Consider the following 17,102-nt stretch of genomic DNA (forward strand, 5'->3'; position numbering starts at 1 on the left):
ACAGCTACCATAATCTCATGCAATTCTCTGCGAATTTATCTACTATGCTAGAACGTAATAGTGGATGTTGTTAGGTACAACACGGAATCCAGGGATATCTGGCAATGTGTTAACACCCGCAATCAGCAACCACTCAGATCAAAACAGGTATTGGAAATGATAAGACAACGTCCTACAACCCAAGCCGGCGTCGGTATGATGGAGATTTTAGTGAGTCTCTTTGTGCTGTCTGTTGGGCTGTTAGGTGTCGCCTCTTTGCAGTTTACCGGTACCTTTAACAACGTACAGTCGGTCAGCCGCAGTCAGGGTGAGCTGGTGGCGCGTTACGTAGCGGAGCAACTTGTTGCCGTGGCAGAACCCTCCAGCACCGATGATGGCTGGGAAATTGACGATGCCTTTTTCAATGCCAACGTGTACAACTTTCAAAACGTGTCCTGTAATGCCAGTAGCAATAATTACCAGTGTCTTTGTTTAACCCTACCCGCAGGTATTCCCAATTGCCGTGGGGCTCAGTGTTCCGTAAATGATCTTGCTACCTTTACCGGTTGGGAAGCGAGCTGCCAGGCTGTCCGGAGTAACCCCAATATGTGGCTGAGTGTTACCTGCAGCGATCGGGATGCAGGCGATGCTAAATTGTGTACTTCTGGTTCTCTGGTCAGTATCGCGGTTAGCTGGCCGGTAAAATCCAGCACCGGTAATAGTGTGCAGGCCGATTCGCGATGTGCAATAACCGGCAGTACTAACCGGGCTTGCGTAATTAAGGAGATCACCCTGTGAAAACGCAGTCCGGCTTCTCACTGGTTGAGTTAATGATTTCCATGCTGTTAGGGCTGGTGCTAACGGTGGGCGTTATTCAGGTTCTGGTAAGTACTCGGGCTACTAATACGTTGAATCAGGCGATTGCCGAGGTGCAGGAGTCTGGCCGCTATATTTCGATGCGCTTGCAGGAAGAGTTGATGGAAGCGGGACGCTACGACACCACGGTAGCCAGTGTCGACAATTCGGTAGATTTACTGCTGGAAGCCAGTTTTGTAAAAAGCCAGCCTGTAGCATTACCTGGCGATTACAATGCGCAGGGCAGTGTAGGCAGTGCCGAAGGAAGTACCACCAGCAGTGATGAAGTGGTGGTGAATTTACTGGCTGGCGAAGATTGTACCGGCAATACATTCGGGTTAGTGGCACCACAGGAAATGCATGTGGTGAATCGCTATTTTATCGACGGCGACCAATTAAAGTGTATTGGCTACAGTGGCCGGTACTTACGAGGGTTGGTGGGCAATACAACGCCCAGCAGTGAAGTGGTCATTTTAGACAATGTTGCCAGCTTTCAGGTGGAGTACGGGTTGTCTGATGATGTAAACAATAACAACAGTCAGGTAGTGCAGTTTGTTGATGCCAGTCAGCTGGCAGCAGCAAGGCTGGCGAATCAGCAAGTGGTTAGTATTCGTATTGAACTGTTATTGAAAAGCGATCCTACCAATATTCAAAATACGGCAACCAACCAGGTCAGGTTGCTATCCGAAGCCCCGTTAACCCTTGATGTAAAACATTATTACCAGGTTTTTGCGGTGTCTGTTGCGCTGCGAAACAGCCTGAATTATGTGGGGAGTGCTGCGTTATGAAGTCTCAGCAAGGTGTAGTGTTGGTAATTGCGCTGGTGTTTTTATTGTGCGTTACCTTGTTAGGGATAGCGGCAGTAAGCAGTAGTGTTAGTCAAACAAAAATGGCCAGTTCAGTGCAGGCTCAGGGCCTGGCATTTGACGCGGCAGAAGCCGCTATTGCGGGAGTGATTTTTGAGTCTGAAGACGACACTATTTTAACCGACGACAACATTGACGATCCGCTTACTGCCGCGCGACAAGGGACCCAGTTTGACCCGGCTAATGCCAATCTTGCCTGTGACAACAGTGCAGACTGGACAAACCGCCAGTTAACCGCAAGTGGTTTGTCGAAAGGGCAGCAGCACACCGCAACCGGGCAGTTTCACACTCAGCCCAATGTGGATAGCTGGTCGCGCACGGCGTTTGTGGTAGAGCGGCCATGCCGGGGATCCAGCAACGTTATTGGCAGCGGTGGATTGCGCTGTCACGTATTTGTAATTCGGGGATGTGGTCAAATTGAAGGAAAACGGGTAACCAAAGCGAATACGCTTACCGTTGCAGTGTTTGGTCCTTCAACGGAGGCTCAATAATGAAATTTCGCAGTGTAAGCTGGCTTTGCAGCTTTTCTCTTATCACCTTTTTGAATGTTGCGGTTGCAGACGACCTGGACATTTTTATTGGTACGTCGAGCAGCGCGCAAACCTATAACCCCAACGTACTATTTATTATGGATACGTCGGGAAGTATGACGTCTATGGACGGGGGCACAGAGTCGCGCATGCTGCGGGTACAAAATGCGCTGAAAACCGCGCTTTCCCAGGCCACCAATATTAACGCTGGGCTGATGCGATTTTCAGATTACGGTGGTCCTATTCTGTATCCGGTTACCAATATTAATCAAACTATCGATGTACAAATGAGTACCTCTACTCAAAGCTCTCAAAACGATGGTTATGAGATGAGTTCAAGTGTTAATACCACTTCAAACGATATCGTGATCAGTTATTCAACCACCCCGGTAACATCTGCTTTTCGTTTTGAATCACTGAATATCCCACAGGGATCGGTCATCACCTCTGCGTATTTAAAATTTACCTCTGCGTCATACAATATCGCAGACACTTCTATTACCATTGCGGGTGAAAGCGTGGGTAATTCGTCGGCACTCACAACCACCTCTGGATCGATTTCGTCGAAAACTCAAACCACTGCAACAGTGGATTGGAGCACGGGTAACGAATTCCCGTCTTCAGGAAGTGAAGTCAGCACCCCGGATATCACGCCGGTAATTCAGGAAATTGTTGATTTATCAACCTGGTGTGGTGGTAACGCTCTCACTATTATATTGAATGCTCAGGGCAACAGTACGGCAAGTTCACGCAAAGCAGTGGGATACGACGATGGTACTGGCAATGCGCCACAACTCATTATTGAATACGATCAAACTACCGCCACCGGATGTATTGCCGACAGTTCTCAATACCAGATTACCGATCAGTACGACAACGTAGAAGAAAATACCCAGGGTAATGAATCTACCGGCAAAGAACTCACCTTTCGCAGTAATTCAAACAACTACATTGGTTTGCGATTTGAAGGGCTGAATGTTCCGCAGGGCGCGAATATTTCTTCAGCTTACATTGAATTCACCGCTTATGATTCTGATTACAGTAACGGTGCGTCAATGTTAATTCAGGGTATTGATGCCGACGATGTGAGTAATTTCCGATCTCACAGTAAACACTATTTGCGAAATGTCGCAAAAACGGCTGGTGTGACCTGGTCTATGCCTGATTTTCGCCGTAATCGTGATTATCAAACCGTCGACGTCAGTAGCATTTTAAATGCAATCGTCTCTCGGGGCGGCTGGCAGGCAGGTAATGCAGTTGGTTTTGTCCTGAGTAATTTTACCGATGTTCGTGGTGCTTATTCCTATACCGGAAAGCCATCCCAGGCACCGCGCTTATACATTGAATTTAGCGGGAATGCTCAGGCGGGTAGCTCATTAACCATCAGAGACCTGTTGATAAGTAAAGTAGATGACTTGTCTGCCAGTGGTTATACGCCGATAGTGGATACCTTGTATGAAGCGTCTTTGTATTATGGCGGATTAAACGTGGATTACGGGTTGGCGCGTGGTCGGTCGGATACATCGTCGACTGTGCGACGTAACACCCGTGTGAGTCATCGTGATTCCTACAGTGGAGCTGACTCGGTTCTCCCTTATGGCTGTACTGCGGATAATCTCAGTGACAGCAGTTGTACCGGGGAATACATTCCCTCTCCTGCAACATACATCAGTCCAATTAAGGATCTTCAGTGTCAAACCAATAACCACATTGTGTTGTTGTCAGACGGTGAAGCGAACAGCAACCACAGTGCGTCTAAAATTCAAAATTTGCTGAGTACATCGTGTCAGTCTGCCAGTTCAGGCGAACTGTGCGGATTGGATTTGGTGTCGAATATCAGTAAATCGGCCAGTTCGGTGATTAATTCAAAAGTAATTACTCACACCATTGGATTCGCAGCGAACAATACGGCAAATAACTTCCTGTATAAATTGGCACTCAATAGCGGTGGCGGTTTTTATACTGCCAGTAACAGCACCGATCTACTGGCTGCCTTTCAAACTATTCTGCGCTCGGTAAAAGATGTCAACGCCACCTTCGTATCACCTGGGGTAGCGGTAAACCAGCTCAACCGCTTAACCCATCAGGATGAGTTGTATTACGCGTTATTTAAACCAGCAGAAGGCACCTTGTGGCCCGGAAACCTCAAGAAATACCGTATTTCCGGCGACCAGGTTTTCGACCAAAACGGTTTAGTGGCGGTAGATGAAAATACCGGCTTCTTTGCCGACAGTTCACACAGCTATTGGTCGCCTACGCTTGACGGCGCGGATGTACGCGAAGGCGGCGCGGCGTCACTGCTGTATGGCAGTCGGAATATTTACTTCTTTGACGGCCCGGGTGCGATTATCCAGAGTGGTAATCAGATCCATGAAAACAACTCAGCAATTTCAACTGCCGACATGGACACCGATACCGAAAGCGATCCCGGTGGATTGCGCACTCAATTACTGCAATGGAGCAGGGGGATAGACTTACGCGATTTTGATGGCGATGGCGATTTAACCGAAGCGCGTTTGCAAATGGGCGATCCCATTCATTCGCAACCCGTTATTGTGAACTACGGTACTAACGACTCGGTTATTTACATTGCCACCAACCACGGTTATCTGCATGCGTTTGACGCAGACACCGGCTACGAATATTTCGCCGTTGCGCCAAAAGAGATGCTGGCCAATGCCAAAGACTTTTATCAGGACGCATCCAGCTATCAGCATATCTATGGGCTGGACGGACACATGGTGCTGCGTGAATTCAATAATAAAAAATACCTTTATGTCGGTATGCGACGCGGCGGCAGAAATTACTATGTATTTGATATTACTTCTAAAACATCACCAAGCCTGGTTTTTACCATTGAGGGCGGCAGTAGCGGACTGGAAAATCTAGGGCAAACCTGGTCTCGCCCGATTATTACCAAAATGAATATGGGCGGCACCGTATACAACGTCATGGTAGTGGGCGGCGGCTATGATGTCGGACAGGATACCCACCCAACCAGAACGCCGGATGTGGTTGGCAATGCCGTAATGATATTTAATGCTGATACTGGCGCGCTATTGTGGGAGGCGTCTAACGGCAGCGCAGACTTAAATCTGTCGGATATGACCTATTCCATTCCTGGTCACGTTGCTGCAATTGATCGCGATAACGACGGACTGGCCGATCACCTGTATGCAACCGACATGGGCGGGCAGGTATTCCGCTTTGACGTATATAACGGCAAATCAGGCAGCGATTTTATAAAAGGGCAGCGTATTGCGGATTTGGCGGGTAGTGCAAACGGCGATAACCGTCACTTCTATTACGGCGTTGACGTATCCGAAGTCACCTTGGGCAGTCAGAATTTTTACGCTGTGGTAATCGGCAGTGGCTGGCGAGCCAACCCCTTGGATCAGGTGGTGAATGATCGCTTTTATATGATCAAGGATACCGGGGTGTTTACGCTGGATTCCGGTGGCGAGTTTACCTTCCCCAGCACCATTACAGAAAACGATTTGTTTGATGCTACCAGCCATGCGTTAACGTCCAGCGATGACGCTACCCGCAGTGTCGCAATCAGCGAATATGCGTCGAAACAGGGCTGGTACCTTCAATTACAAACGTCTGGTGAAAAAGTGTTGTCGTCCCCGGTTATTGTTAACTACAAGGTGTTCTTTACTACCTATGTACCGGCAGCCAGCAGCACAAGCGCCTGTGCTCCGCCAGCCGGTAACAGCCGTGCGTACCTGGTTAACCTGCTCGATGGCAACGCAGCAGGTGATTTAAATGCCGACGGCGATCTGACTAATGACGACCGTTTTATAACGCTAACGCAAACCGGTATTGCACCGGACACTAAAATATTGATTGAAGATGCGTCTAACCCCACAATATGTTTGGGTACAGAGTGTGTGTCGGCCGTGGTGTCAGTAGACGACCAAGGCAACGAAGAAGCCTGTACATCAGCATTTGAGTGTTTGAGTCAGAACATATTTGGTCGCTACCAGCGGGTTATGCGCGGCAGCTGGTCGACAGAAGTGGAGCAATAATATGAAACGCCAGTCAGCGTTTACCTTAATTGAGTTAATGATTGCCGTGGTAATCGTGGGTATTATCGCGGCGGTGGGTTACCCCTCTTATCAATCCATGATGGTAAGCACTAACCGTGGCACTGCCAAAGCAGACTTAATGAGCCTGGCTGCGGCAATGGAACGCCACTATGCCACTACGTTCAGTTATAACGGCGCCGCCAGTGGGGGCGGTAATACCGGCGCGCCCGCAATCTATGCTACCTACTCACCTTCAACAGAGTCGGCTTCTGATAAAAAGTACACACTGACGATTTCAAGTGTCAGTACCGACGGCAACAGCTTTGAACTGCGCGCAATTCCGGTGAGTGGTACTGCTCAGGCCGGCGATGGCAATTTATATATCTTCAGCGATGGCCGCAAAGCGTGGGACAAAAATAATGACGGCAGCATAGCCGCCGGCGAATATTGTTGGTCTTGCTAGGGGTTATTGACCTTCAATGGGAATCACTCTACTAAGACAGCGGATTGCGCTTCTTATTTCTGTGCTGATTGCCTTTGGTTTAGCCCCCTTATTGCCTGAATCTGACTTTACCGTTGGCTTTCTTTGCGGCGCGATTTGCCCTTTCCTCGAAAGTGTTTTAAGTGATCCGGATGCCAACACAGAAGGCAGCGTATGGCTTTTTATTGTGGCCTTTTTTGTTGGCTTGCTGTTATTGTTCAGTGTTTATCGTGCCAAAGGAATGGTGCTGCTTTCTTACAGTACCGGCGCTATGGCATCTCACCTCTACTTGTTTTTACGTGCGAAACGACGCAATGCATAGCACACCCTAACTCAGGTGATAAAACAATTACTGAGGAATGAGAAACTAACAAATAGTAAAGGGGGATAGCAGAAAAGAGCGTAGCCGCGATACCGTCCGTTATCCCGCCACACTTTTCCGATAGGTTGCTTGCCAAAGCGCACGTTTAATGGAATTAACGACATCAACAGGCAGTAAAAATAGCTGATACTATCCCATGCATAGCCAAAGCAATACGCGGCAGAACAGGTGAGTAACGATACTGTAATTAACTTCATTGAATAATAACGGGTTACATGTGACGTCCGGCTATTTTCAAATTTAGCAAACCGAAAAGTAACTGTTCCTGAGACGGGTTATTGCGAATTGGTATCAAGAGCAGGCGAGTTTATTCCCTGCGTGATTCTCTTTAATGCCGTCGTCATCACTGTCGGCAGCGATGGCAATTTTGCCATAGCCGTTGATGATTAAACCTACTGCGGCAGACGCTTTCAGGGTGGTATCGCAAAGTGTGATGGTGGTGGTGAGATTGGCGCCACCGCGACGGTCAAACACCAGGGCCTGGGATGGGGCGAAAATCTTCAGGCTGCCATGCATTACCTCAGTGGAAGCTAACATGGCTTCGTTGCTGTTACGTACGCCATCGTCATTTATATCAACAAACGCCATCTTGCCGTAAGTCCAGTTGGTTGAACAATTGCTGTAGTCCTGGGTAGGGCACACAATAACATTGGATTGTTCGTCCATGGCTCTAAAGCGAGAGAGTCTCGCCATACTGCTTAATTCATTGATTTCACTGCTTAAGCGGGTGTGATTCACCAGATCACGGGCACCGGGCACCACCACAGCAATAACAATGCTGAGTACGGCAATGGTAACCATGAGTTCAAGTAACGTATATCCCGATTGGCGCATAACTAATCTGAATTGAATCCTGTAACCGTTAGTGTAACGTATGTGTATGGGTCAAGCTTATGATAATAGACACTTTGGTATGTTTTGCGTATAAACTTGTGCCACTAAGGCGTGAAATTTCATAGACTTTGGTAACTTTTCTAAGCTGACAAAGCCCCTGTATTTAACGTAGACTGTACACATTCGAAAAAGCGTAAATGGTGACTCATGGACAAACAAGCCGTTATAGATGAAATGAAGGTACTTCCGGCTATTGATGTCGACTACGAAGTAACCCGCAGAGTGGACTTTATTAAGAAGCATTTACTGCAATCTGGCATGACTTCGCTGGTATTGGGTATTAGCGGCGGAATTGACTCCTGTACGCTGGGGCGTCTGGCGCAAATTGCTGTGGATGAACTGAATGCAGAACATCACAAAGCCTATCAGTTTATTGCTGTGCGCTTGCCGTATCATGTGCAAGCCGACGAAGACGATGCGCAGGCATCGATTGATTTTATTAAGCCAACCAAAGCGTTAGCGGTAAATGTGCAACCAGGAGCCGATGCTATTCATGCACAAACCTGCGATGCACTGGCAGGCGCAGGCTTGTTGCCCGCCGATGAAGGTAAACAGGATTTCGTAAAAGGCAATGTAAAGGCCCGTACCCGCATGGTTATTCAATATGAAATTGCCGGTATGGTAGATGGCCTGGTGCTGGGCACCGATCACTCTGCTGAAAACATTACCGGGTTTTATACCAAGTACGGCGACGGCGCCTGTGATTTAGCGCCACTGTTTGGTTTGAGCAAGCGCCAGGTACGCCAGGTGGCTGAACACCTGGGCGCACCATCTAAAGTGATTTATAAAGCACCCACAGCCGATCTGGAGTCGCTATCACCACAGAAGGCAGATGAGCAGGCGCTGGGACTGACTTACGATCAAATTGACGATTTTCTGGAAGGCAAAGATGTCGCACCAGAAGTTGCTGAAAAGTTGTTGTATATTTATCAGAGAACACAGCACAAACGTGTACCTATTCCTACTATTTACGAAGAGTAAGCGAACATGAAGAAGATTGAAGCAATAATAAAACCGTTCAAACTCGATGATGTACGAGAAGCATTGGCTGATGTTGGTATTGCCGGCATGACAGTGACTGAAGTAAAGGGATTTGGTCGTCAGAAAGGCCATACTGAATTGTACCGTGGTGCTGAGTATCAGGTGGATTTTCTGCCAAAAGTAAAAATCGACATTATTCTTACTGATGACCGCGTGGATGTGGCGGTTGAAGCGATTTTAAAGTCAGCGAAAACGGGCAAAATCGGCGACGGTAAAATCTTTATTTATCCAGTTGAACAAGCCATTCGTATCCGCACGTCTGAGCAGGATGACGAAGCCATTTAATGGGTTCAATTCAATAAAAAAGGGGCAATCATGCCCCTTTTTTATTGTAAGTTCATTCACGCTTAATGGTTGTGACCGCAGCCACCGGCGCCGTGAACATGACCGTGCAGCAGTTCGTCTGCAGTAGGTTCACGCACTTCAATAATATCAACTTCGAACGACAGTGTAATACCCGCCAGCGGATGATTGCCGTCAATGGTGACCTGATCATCGGTTTTATCAATCACAACAACAGACTGTTCACCGTGGTCCGTGGTTGCGCGAAACGACATACCCACTTCCACATCCAGATCGTTAAACATGGCCAGAGGTACCTCTTGTACCAGTTGATCCAAACGTTCGCCGTAGGCTTTTTCCGGACCAATCGTAACTGAGAAGTTGTCACCGGCTTGTTTACCTTGCAGGGCTTCTTCCAGCCCGCTGATCAGGAAACGGCCGCCTAACAGGGCTGCCAGAGGATGCCCATTGCGAGAGGTGTCAAGCTCTGTGCCGTCTTCCGTGCTCACAGTGTAATGCATAACGACTACACTGTTTTCAGATATTTGCATAATGTTACCTTGTATTGATGGTGTTAAGTGGTACGTTATTGTTCAAGCGTATACGGCAAGTCGACAGGGATCAACTGTGAAGCTGGATTTTCCGCCAACCTAAAGACATCTTCCGTGGTGGTATCGTTGCTGAGTACAGCCAGGATCCAGCTTTCGTCACCCAACGTGGCTGCGTTGAGAATGGTGCCACCACCTCGCCAGTGCTCGCCCAATTGTTTTTCCAACTGTTTACTGGCAATGTCTTCTATTGGTTCATCCACTCTGAATATAAAGGCGGCGCGTTTGTTTCTGCCCAGATAGCGCGTACGGGCAACCACCTCCTGACCCATATAACAGCCTTTCTTAAAATCGATGCCATTTAACGCTTGCAAATTAACCATTTGCGGCACGAATTCACCTACTAATTCAGGTCGGGTAATCTCGGGTACGCCCGCGCGAATGAGAATAGCATCCAGTACTTCAGGCGTGTACTGTGTTATTTGAGCCTGCGCCAAAGCCTGATTTAATGCATCAATCTGGTTGTTATGGCACAACACCAACAAACCGTTTTGCGGTAAATCCAGGCGTACACAGATACCAGCGTCACTATTGGATGACGTCATGGGCTGTTCAGGCAGCGCACCCATTACCGATGCGACAGCCAATTCTGCCTGAGCCCCGCTAATGAAATAGGAGGCGTAATCGTTGGTGGCGTCGTTGAGTGTAATTTTTGAAAACACGCCAAATTTTTTAAACTGGGCATGAGACGCATCAACGCCCACTTTACATCCGGTGATTAGCAGGGCGTCATCGACTGGTGTAATTAAATTAACGCTCCAGCTTTTCCCTTTAGGATCACAGTGACCGGTGCGCCGCACTTGTCCTGCTTCCAAGTGGACAACATCAACGGTAAGTTGCCCATGCAAAAACGTTTTGGCATCGTTACCCGATACCAATAACAGGCTGCGGTGATGGGGTATAGCATAGTTGCTTTCAAGCTCGCTCAAGCGATGAATCGTTTGCATTTCTGGTCTGCTTAATCAAAAACTGAACCCTTATAGTGGGGGAGTTTTTTCAAACTTCAAGCCTTAACCCATGTGCACAGGCGGATTTGTTGCGCTACATACTCATGCGAACAAAGCGCCCTTTAACTGCCAAAACCGGTCCTAAGTAAGTCCTTGTTACATTGATCTGCGGCGACTTTCGTCCAGTATCAACACCTGCACATCCGTGCTATATTTGCCGCCTGAATTAAGACAGGAATGAACACCGATTATGTTTTCTGAAAAACGCTATGCACGTTTAAAATGGGCATGCCGCCGGGGTATGCTGGAACTGGATGTATTACTGCAACCGTTTGTGGAAGAAGCGTTTCACGACCTTTCAGATGAAGATAAAGAAATATTCGAGCGCCTGCTCACCAGTGATGATCCGGATTTATTTGCCTGGTTTATGGGTCATCAGCAATGTAATGATCCTGAGCTGGCTAAGATGGTAAGTATCATTGTTAACCGAGTTAAAGTATAACTTTACGATAGCGCCTTCCGGTTACCAACAGGTTTGGCCATGGATTCAGGTGGGCGCTGCCATGTTGTTTTTAACCTTAATCACCCCCGCAGGCTGGCTATGGCTGGCTGGATTGGTGGTGTTCGTTGCGATTCTGCGACCATATCAGCGTCAGCCCCACTTCATTCGCTTTATTACGCTCAGCGAGAGTGGCGAATGGAGTGAGCGCAGGGCTGAAGAAGGCGAGGGTGAAGCAGAACACTGGCGGCTCATTGCCCAGTCGAAACTGTTGCCGTTTGCGCTGTTTGTGGCTCTCCGTTGTCAATATGGCAACACCACTCGCTATGTGTGGGTATGGAAAGATCAGATTGATGATGTGTGTTACCGGCGACTCGCCAGAGTTATTTACCGCCAAGGATTAAGTTGAATGTTGGGACTCTATTTACAAGCTGCCATAAAAAAGGCAAAGCCTTTTTCTCTCGCTGATGCTCAAAGCCTTCAGCGCGCGCCGGTACTATGGGAAAACCTGTTGCCAAACAATAAGCGGTACCAAAAATACTGCGAGTTGGTGGGGTGGACTCAGAGCGATACCTTACATCCGTTATACTGGCAGGCCAGATCATTACCATTACAATTAAAACTGATTACTGGCGCACATAGTCCATTTGCAATGCTGGGGTTAATACATCTCAGTAATCGCGTAACCGACTACACCGAGTGTCGGCCAGATATCCCCTGTGAACTTATTGTGCGCTTCGGGCAGATATTTCAACACCGCCGGGGCTATGCATTTGAAGTGGTGGTTACGGCCTCACAGCGCGGTATACCCGTGTATTCTGCCGTGGGTACCTATTTAGCTCGAATGCCACATTCAGCGACAGGCTTAGCCGATTGGCTAGAGGATGAAACCGCGATCCCGGAAGAGGGCAGTGAGCTTACGCCATTAAGCGCCAGTGGTGCCTTGATCCGTCGTTATGCCCGCATTTCAGGTGATTATAATCCTATTCACTTAAGCCAGCTTACCGCGAAGCTATTTGGTTTTAAGCGTGCTATTGCTCACGGTATGTGGACAGCTGCATGTGTAATTAGCGATTTGCAGCAATCTCAACGTCTTGCCGGTCAGAAAATTGAAGTGCTTTTTAAACGGCCTCTGTTCTTACCAGGTAAAGCTAACGCGGTAGTAGAACAAACAGCCGGGAACGAGCATACCTTTGCGGTGATGGCCGATGGACGCGCTAACGAAAAATCGGTTTATCTTATTGGTCGTCTTACTGACTAACCCGCAATGTTAAACAACAATAGCGTCGAGTATCAGTTTGGTTCCGATCGCTAGCAGTAATAACAGAATAATGCGGTAAAAGAGCCGGTCGTTTAGTTTGCGCTGGATCACCAGTCCCAGACGTACACCCACCCAGCCAAAGGGCATCAGCAGTGCCGCAATGAGCAGGTTGTCACTGTTAAATTGATTTAGCAGGGTATAGGGGATGAGTTTTATCACATTAATCACGGCAAAAAAGATCACCGCGGTAGCCAGAAACTGCGCTTTGGGCAGTTTCTTCGCCAATAAGTAAATATTTACCGGCGGGCCGCCAGCATGTGCTACAAAACTGGTTAGCCCGGCAATGGCGCCAAACACTCTGCCCGCAAGCCGGGAGCCAAAGGTAACCCGCTGCATGCCATTGCTTAACCCCCACAATGCAAACCACAGCGACATCACACCCAGTACCAGTTTAAGCATGTGTTCGTTAAGGTATTCGAACAACAGATAGCCAACAACGATGCCAGCGATGGCGGATGGGATTAATAGCTTCAGGTAGTGATTGTTCTGTTGTCCCCACCAGGCTTTCACGCTGAAGGCGTCCATCAGAATAAGCAAAGGAAGCATAATGGCAGCCGCCTGAATGGGTGACATAACCAAAGATAATATTGGAACGGTGGCAATCCCTATGCCGCCGGCAAATCCGGATTTAGATATGCCGGTAAGCACCACGCCTGCAATCGCTACTAACCAGAAAGCGACTGAATGTTCCATAAGCGTTCCTTCTCAAATCAAACACTGCTCAAATCACACACCGACTACTGGTCAAATCCGCCAGAAAGATTGCCTGGCGCAGACATGGGGGTGCGTTTTGATGGTACCAAAATTGAAGGCGAAGAATGTTCAGCGCAATCAGGGTAATCCAGATTGTAATGTAATCCCCGGCTTTCTTCCCGCTGCATCGCGCAGCGCACAATGAGTTCAGCTACCGTTACCAGATTCCGCAGTTCCAGCAGGTTATTGCTCACGCGGAAATTTGAATAATATTCGCTGATTTCCTGCTCCAGCAACTTAATGCGTCGCATTGCGCGCTCAAGACGTTTATTGGTGCGCACAATGCCCACGTAATCCCACATGAACAAACGCAGTTCGTGCCAGTTATGCTGGATGATAACTTCCTCGTCGGAGTTCGTTACCTGGCTCTCATCCCAGGGGGCAATCTGTTCGTTACTGGTGGGCTCATCCAATCGCGACAGAATATGTTCGGCAGCAGAACGCGCGAACACAACGCACTCTAAAAGCGAATTAGACGCCATGCGGTTCGCGCCATGTAAACCGGTATAGGCTACCTCGCCCACGGCATACACGTTGTCCAGATCGGTTTTTGCATTCAGATCGGTCATTACTCCACCGCAACTATAATGCGCGGCAGGTACCACTGGAATAGGTTCGCGGGTAATATCAATACCTAGTGCCCGACAGCGGCGATAGATATTTGGGAAGTGCTTAACTATAAAATCAGCCGGTTTGTGACTGATATCCAGATACATGCAGTCGGCACCCAGCCGTTTCATTTCATAGTCGATTGCACGCGCGACGATATCGCGGGGAGCCAGTTCTTTTCTGGGATCAAACTTCTCCATAAACGGTGTGCCATCGGCGTGCAACAAGCGTGCACCTTCACCACGCAATGCCTCGGTGATCAAAAAGTTACGGGCCTGCGGATGGAATAAACAGGTTGGATGAAACTGATTAAACTCCATGTTCGCAACCCTACATCCTGCCCGCCAGGCCATGGCAATCCCGTCGCCGCTGGCCACGTCCGGATTTGAGGTGTACTGGTATACTTTGCTGGCGCCACCTGTGGCCAGAGTGATAAACCGGCTGCGGATCACTTCTACCTGCTCACGGCGGCGGTTCCAAACGTACACGCCTTTGCAACTGTCTGGATTATCGGTACTTTTAATCAGGTCAATTGCGTTGTAACGCTCAAAAATATGAATGTTAGGATGTTGTGACACCGCTTCGTTGAGGGTAATTTGCAACGCCTCGCCAGTAGCATCTGCAGCGTGCAGAATGCGACGGAAGCTATGTCCTCCCTCACGGGTTAAATGGTAACGGTTTTCCCCGTCATCCGATTTTTCCTGGTCGAAGGGGACGCCATGTGCAATCAGCCATTCCATTGCCGATTTGGCATTCTGGGCGGTAAATCGCACCACGTCTTCATCGCATAAATGCGCACCGGCTTCCAGCGTATCTTCAACATGTGATTCAATCGAATCGCGCTCGTCAAACACTGCAGCAATACCACCTTGCGCATAACGGGTTGACCCTTCGTTACAGTCGCTTTTGCTCAGGACAATGATTCTGCAATAGTTGGCCAACGATAATGCCAGAGTAAGACCCGCCGCTCCCGAACCGATGATGAGAACATCGCAGCTGTGTTCGCAGCTGGGGGACATATTATCGTTGTCAGCAGAAGAGAATGACGATTCAGAAGAAGTTGGATTTGAATTCATGTGCGGTTAGGGTCACAATGCGTGATTTTCGGCAAGTCTAATAAAAGTCAGGGCAAACGTAAAAGGAAAACGCGGATTTTCGGCGTTTTTTCACACCATTACATCCTGAATAATTCATCGATTGAAAAAAAGATCACAATCTTTGCGAACTTTTTGCAAACCCCACAGTCTACTCATTTGCTTGCATGAGCTGTTTGAGTTTAGTAGGTAGGAGAAATAGCTCGAATGAGCGAGCAGATTACAGACCAACAACTGGTTGAACGCGTCCAGCAGGGCGATAAAAATGCGTTTAACCTGTTAGTAACGCGCTATCAGCACAAAGTGATGCATTTGGTATCGCGCTATGTAAAGAACACCGGTGATGTGGCAGATGTCACACAGGATGCGTTTATTAAAGCCTATCGGGCCTTGCCCAATTTCAGGGGCGAGAGCGCATTTTACACCTGGTTGTACCGCATAGCCGTAAACAGTGCAAAGAACTATTTAGTGGCACAAGGCCGAAAGCCGCCTGCCAGTGATGTTGATGCAGAAGAAGCAGATTACTACGATGGTAGCGATGCGTTAAAGGAACAATCGTCCCCTGAGCGAACGCTACTGTCTGAAGAGCTTGAATCAACCTTGTTTCGGGCTTTAGAAAAACTGCCCGATGATTTGCGTATGGCAATTACCCTGCGTGAAATCGAGGGGTTAAGCTACGAAGAAATAGCAAACGTAATGGCTTGTCCGGTTGGAACGGTACGTTCCAGGATATTCAGAGCTAGGGAAGCGATTGATAAGGTCATTCAACCATTACTGGAGTCGTGAAAGTAGGCAATTTGCCACTTTTGATGTACAGTAGAATTTGAAACGGTAGCCGGTTGTGGGAATAGCAACCAGGTCACACCAGGAAAACGTACTTTATGACGCAGCAACACGAAAAATTATCGGCTTTTATGGACGGTGAACTCAACGAAGCAGAGTTTATCGACAGCGTGAAAAACGATAGTGAACTACAGGCTAAATGGCGTAGTTACCACGTTATTCGCAGTGGTCTTCGTAAAGAAGCGACAGTAATGCCTGAATTTGACATTACTGCTCGGGTCGCCGCCGCGCTGGAAAATGAAGCCACCGTACTGGCGCCAAAATCCAAATGGCGTGCAATTCCGGGTGTGAACAAAATTGTTCCTTTTATGCGCCAGTCTGGTCAGTTTGCGGTAGCAGCCTCTGTGGCCGCTGCGGTAATTCTGGGTGTGCAGCAAATGAATCAGCCTGTGCCTACTGAACCGTTTACTACATTCCAGACCACAGGTACGCCGCAGGCCGGTCTTGCACCTGTGAGCCTGGAGCAGAGCCAGACGCTTCGCAACAACAATGATATGGAAGCGTTGCTGGAAAAACGTCGTCAAATTAATGCGCTGCTCGCTGATCACGAACAACAATTAAAACTGAAACGCGCAGAAGAGCAATCTGAGCAGACGGTAGAAGATAATCCTAATCAGCCATAAGTTTTTATATGTTTTCAACGATTTATCTAATCAAACGCACGGTCGAGACCGTGCGTTTGTTGTTTGTGCTTTTCATTACAGCACTTTCTACAGCCGCAATTGCCCAGCAAAGCGATACTGAGCAAGCCGTATCCACCGAAACAGAGTCCACGCCCGAACAAGGGGCCGATGCACAGGATGAGCAGCAAAATGCGCTGCCTGCGGTTTATTCTCCGGACGAATGGCTGGTGAGGCTTGCACAGGCAAATCGCCACCGCAATTTTGAAGTGTCTTATGTATTAACCCGTCCCGGGCAAGAAGTGATCCCCTATTTATGGCGCCATGCGGTGTTGGATGACGGTACGGAAGTCGAGCAACTGAATCTCCAAAATGGCCCAGGCCAGGAAATGATCCGAATTGATAACATAGTGAGTGTGTTTGAACCGGATGTGCAGCCCTATAGCATCTATGCGACGGCTATTGCC

At 48.3% G+C, this 17,102-nt stretch carries 19 protein-coding genes; 14 read left to right on the plus strand and 5 right to left on the minus strand.

Annotated elements, in window-relative coordinates:
- The first annotated feature begins 156 nt into the window (after nucleotides 1-156).
- The 6 genes from ACLR2L_RS11810 to ACLR2L_RS11835 are packed head-to-tail and all read left to right on the plus strand — an operon-like array spanning nucleotide 157 to nucleotide 7,064.
- Entirely contained in the window at nucleotides 157-777 is a 621-nt protein-coding gene (locus tag ACLR2L_RS11810) for a type IV pilus modification PilV family protein (RefSeq protein WP_413368432.1), read from the plus strand.
- Nucleotides 774-1,622, plus strand: coding sequence for a PilW family protein (locus ACLR2L_RS11815; RefSeq protein ID WP_140959686.1), 849 nt, complete (start codon nucleotides 774-776; stop codon nucleotides 1,620-1,622). Before ACLR2L_RS11810 ends, ACLR2L_RS11815 begins: the two co-directional genes overlap by 4 nt.
- A complete protein-coding gene (locus ACLR2L_RS11820) occupies nucleotides 1,619-2,191 on the plus strand; it encodes a PilX N-terminal domain-containing pilus assembly protein (protein ID WP_140959684.1) in 573 nt (190 codons plus the stop codon). The genes ACLR2L_RS11815 and ACLR2L_RS11820 overlap by 4 nt, the downstream gene beginning before the upstream one ends.
- The gene (locus ACLR2L_RS11825) at nucleotides 2,191-6,261 is read left to right on the plus strand and encodes a PilC/PilY family type IV pilus protein (protein WP_413368433.1); all 4,071 of its coding nucleotides are present in this window, start codon (nucleotides 2,191-2,193) and stop codon (nucleotides 6,259-6,261) included. The genes ACLR2L_RS11820 and ACLR2L_RS11825 overlap by 1 nt, the downstream gene beginning before the upstream one ends.
- Before the next feature lies 1 nt (nucleotide 6,262).
- The gene (locus ACLR2L_RS11830; RefSeq protein ID WP_413368434.1) at nucleotides 6,263-6,724 is read left to right on the plus strand and encodes a type IV pilin protein; all 462 of its coding nucleotides are present in this window, start codon (nucleotides 6,263-6,265) and stop codon (nucleotides 6,722-6,724) included.
- Nucleotides 6,725-6,740: 16 nt separating this feature from the next.
- Nucleotides 6,741-7,064, plus strand: a complete 324-nt coding sequence (locus tag ACLR2L_RS11835; RefSeq protein ID WP_413368435.1) for a hypothetical protein — start codon at nucleotides 6,741-6,743, stop codon at nucleotides 7,062-7,064.
- Nucleotides 7,065-7,415: 351 nt separating this feature from the next.
- Here the strand turns inward: ACLR2L_RS11835 and ACLR2L_RS11840 are convergent, their stop codons facing one another.
- Nucleotides 7,416-7,958 (minus strand): GspH/FimT family pseudopilin, encoded by a 543-nt coding sequence (locus ACLR2L_RS11840; protein WP_413368436.1) that lies wholly within the window; start codon nucleotides 7,956-7,958, stop codon nucleotides 7,416-7,418.
- Nucleotides 7,959-8,165: 207 nt separating this feature from the next.
- On the opposite strand from ACLR2L_RS11840, the gene nadE reads away from it, so the two are divergent.
- Both nadE and ACLR2L_RS11850 read left to right on the plus strand, forming a co-directional pair.
- Nucleotides 8,166-8,999 carry an ammonia-dependent NAD(+) synthetase gene (nadE, locus tag ACLR2L_RS11845; RefSeq protein WP_413368437.1) on the plus strand — a complete coding sequence of 278 codons (834 nt, stop codon included), beginning with the start codon at nucleotides 8,166-8,168 and terminating at the stop codon, nucleotides 8,997-8,999.
- 6 nt (nucleotides 9,000-9,005) lie between these two features.
- Nucleotides 9,006-9,344 (plus strand): P-II family nitrogen regulator, encoded by a 339-nt coding sequence (locus tag ACLR2L_RS11850; protein WP_140959673.1) that lies wholly within the window; start codon nucleotides 9,006-9,008, stop codon nucleotides 9,342-9,344.
- A 62-nt stretch (nucleotides 9,345-9,406) separates the two neighbouring features.
- On the opposite strand, the gene ACLR2L_RS11855 is transcribed toward ACLR2L_RS11850, so the two are convergent.
- A complete protein-coding gene (locus tag ACLR2L_RS11855) occupies nucleotides 9,407-9,892 on the minus strand; it encodes an FKBP-type peptidyl-prolyl cis-trans isomerase (protein ID WP_140959671.1) in 486 nt (161 codons plus the stop codon).
- 35 nt (nucleotides 9,893-9,927) lie between these two features.
- On the minus strand, nucleotides 9,928-10,896 hold the full coding sequence (locus ACLR2L_RS11860) for a YgfZ/GcvT domain-containing protein (RefSeq protein ID WP_413368438.1): 969 nt from the start codon (nucleotides 10,894-10,896) through the stop codon (nucleotides 9,928-9,930).
- Nucleotides 10,897-11,146: 250 nt separating this feature from the next.
- Between ACLR2L_RS11860 and ACLR2L_RS11865 the strand changes: the two genes are divergently transcribed.
- The 3 genes from ACLR2L_RS11865 to ACLR2L_RS11875 are packed head-to-tail and all read left to right on the plus strand — an operon-like array spanning nucleotide 11,147 to nucleotide 12,656.
- Complete coding sequence (locus ACLR2L_RS11865) at nucleotides 11,147-11,398, plus strand: succinate dehydrogenase assembly factor 2 (protein WP_140959667.1); 252 nt, start codon at nucleotides 11,147-11,149, stop codon at nucleotides 11,396-11,398.
- Nucleotides 11,376-11,804 (plus strand): protein YgfX, encoded by a 429-nt coding sequence (locus ACLR2L_RS11870; protein ID WP_413368439.1) that lies wholly within the window; start codon nucleotides 11,376-11,378, stop codon nucleotides 11,802-11,804. Before ACLR2L_RS11865 ends, ACLR2L_RS11870 begins: the two co-directional genes overlap by 23 nt.
- Nucleotides 11,805-12,656 (plus strand): MaoC family dehydratase, encoded by an 852-nt coding sequence (locus ACLR2L_RS11875; protein ID WP_413368440.1) that lies wholly within the window; start codon nucleotides 11,805-11,807, stop codon nucleotides 12,654-12,656.
- 9 nt (nucleotides 12,657-12,665) lie between these two features.
- Here the strand turns inward: ACLR2L_RS11875 and ACLR2L_RS11880 are convergent, their stop codons facing one another.
- Nucleotides 12,666-13,409, minus strand: a complete 744-nt coding sequence (locus ACLR2L_RS11880; protein WP_140959661.1) for a sulfite exporter TauE/SafE family protein — start codon at nucleotides 13,407-13,409, stop codon at nucleotides 12,666-12,668.
- 44 nt (nucleotides 13,410-13,453) lie between these two features.
- Nucleotides 13,454-15,097 (minus strand): L-aspartate oxidase, encoded by a 1,644-nt coding sequence (gene nadB, locus ACLR2L_RS11885; protein WP_413368443.1) that lies wholly within the window; start codon nucleotides 15,095-15,097, stop codon nucleotides 13,454-13,456.
- A 282-nt stretch (nucleotides 15,098-15,379) separates the two neighbouring features.
- Here nadB and rpoE point away from each other — a divergent pair, with 282 nt between their 5' ends.
- From rpoE to ACLR2L_RS11900, 3 genes are all read left to right on the plus strand, one after another.
- Nucleotides 15,380-15,958 (plus strand): RNA polymerase sigma factor RpoE, encoded by a 579-nt coding sequence (gene rpoE / locus ACLR2L_RS11890; protein WP_140959659.1) that lies wholly within the window; start codon nucleotides 15,380-15,382, stop codon nucleotides 15,956-15,958.
- Between the two features lie 95 nt (nucleotides 15,959-16,053).
- Entirely contained in the window at nucleotides 16,054-16,638 is a 585-nt protein-coding gene (locus tag ACLR2L_RS11895) for a sigma-E factor negative regulatory protein (protein WP_413368441.1), read from the plus strand.
- Between the two features lie 8 nt (nucleotides 16,639-16,646).
- On the plus strand, nucleotides 16,647-17,102 hold a 456-nt coding region (locus ACLR2L_RS11900), incomplete at its 3' end, for a sigma-E factor regulatory protein RseB domain-containing protein (protein ID WP_413368442.1).

Origin of the sequence: Alteromonas sp. AMM-1 (assembly GCF_047290655.1) — a bacterium.
Classification (GTDB): Bacteria; Pseudomonadota; Gammaproteobacteria; order Enterobacterales; family Alteromonadaceae; genus Alteromonas; species Alteromonas mangrovi.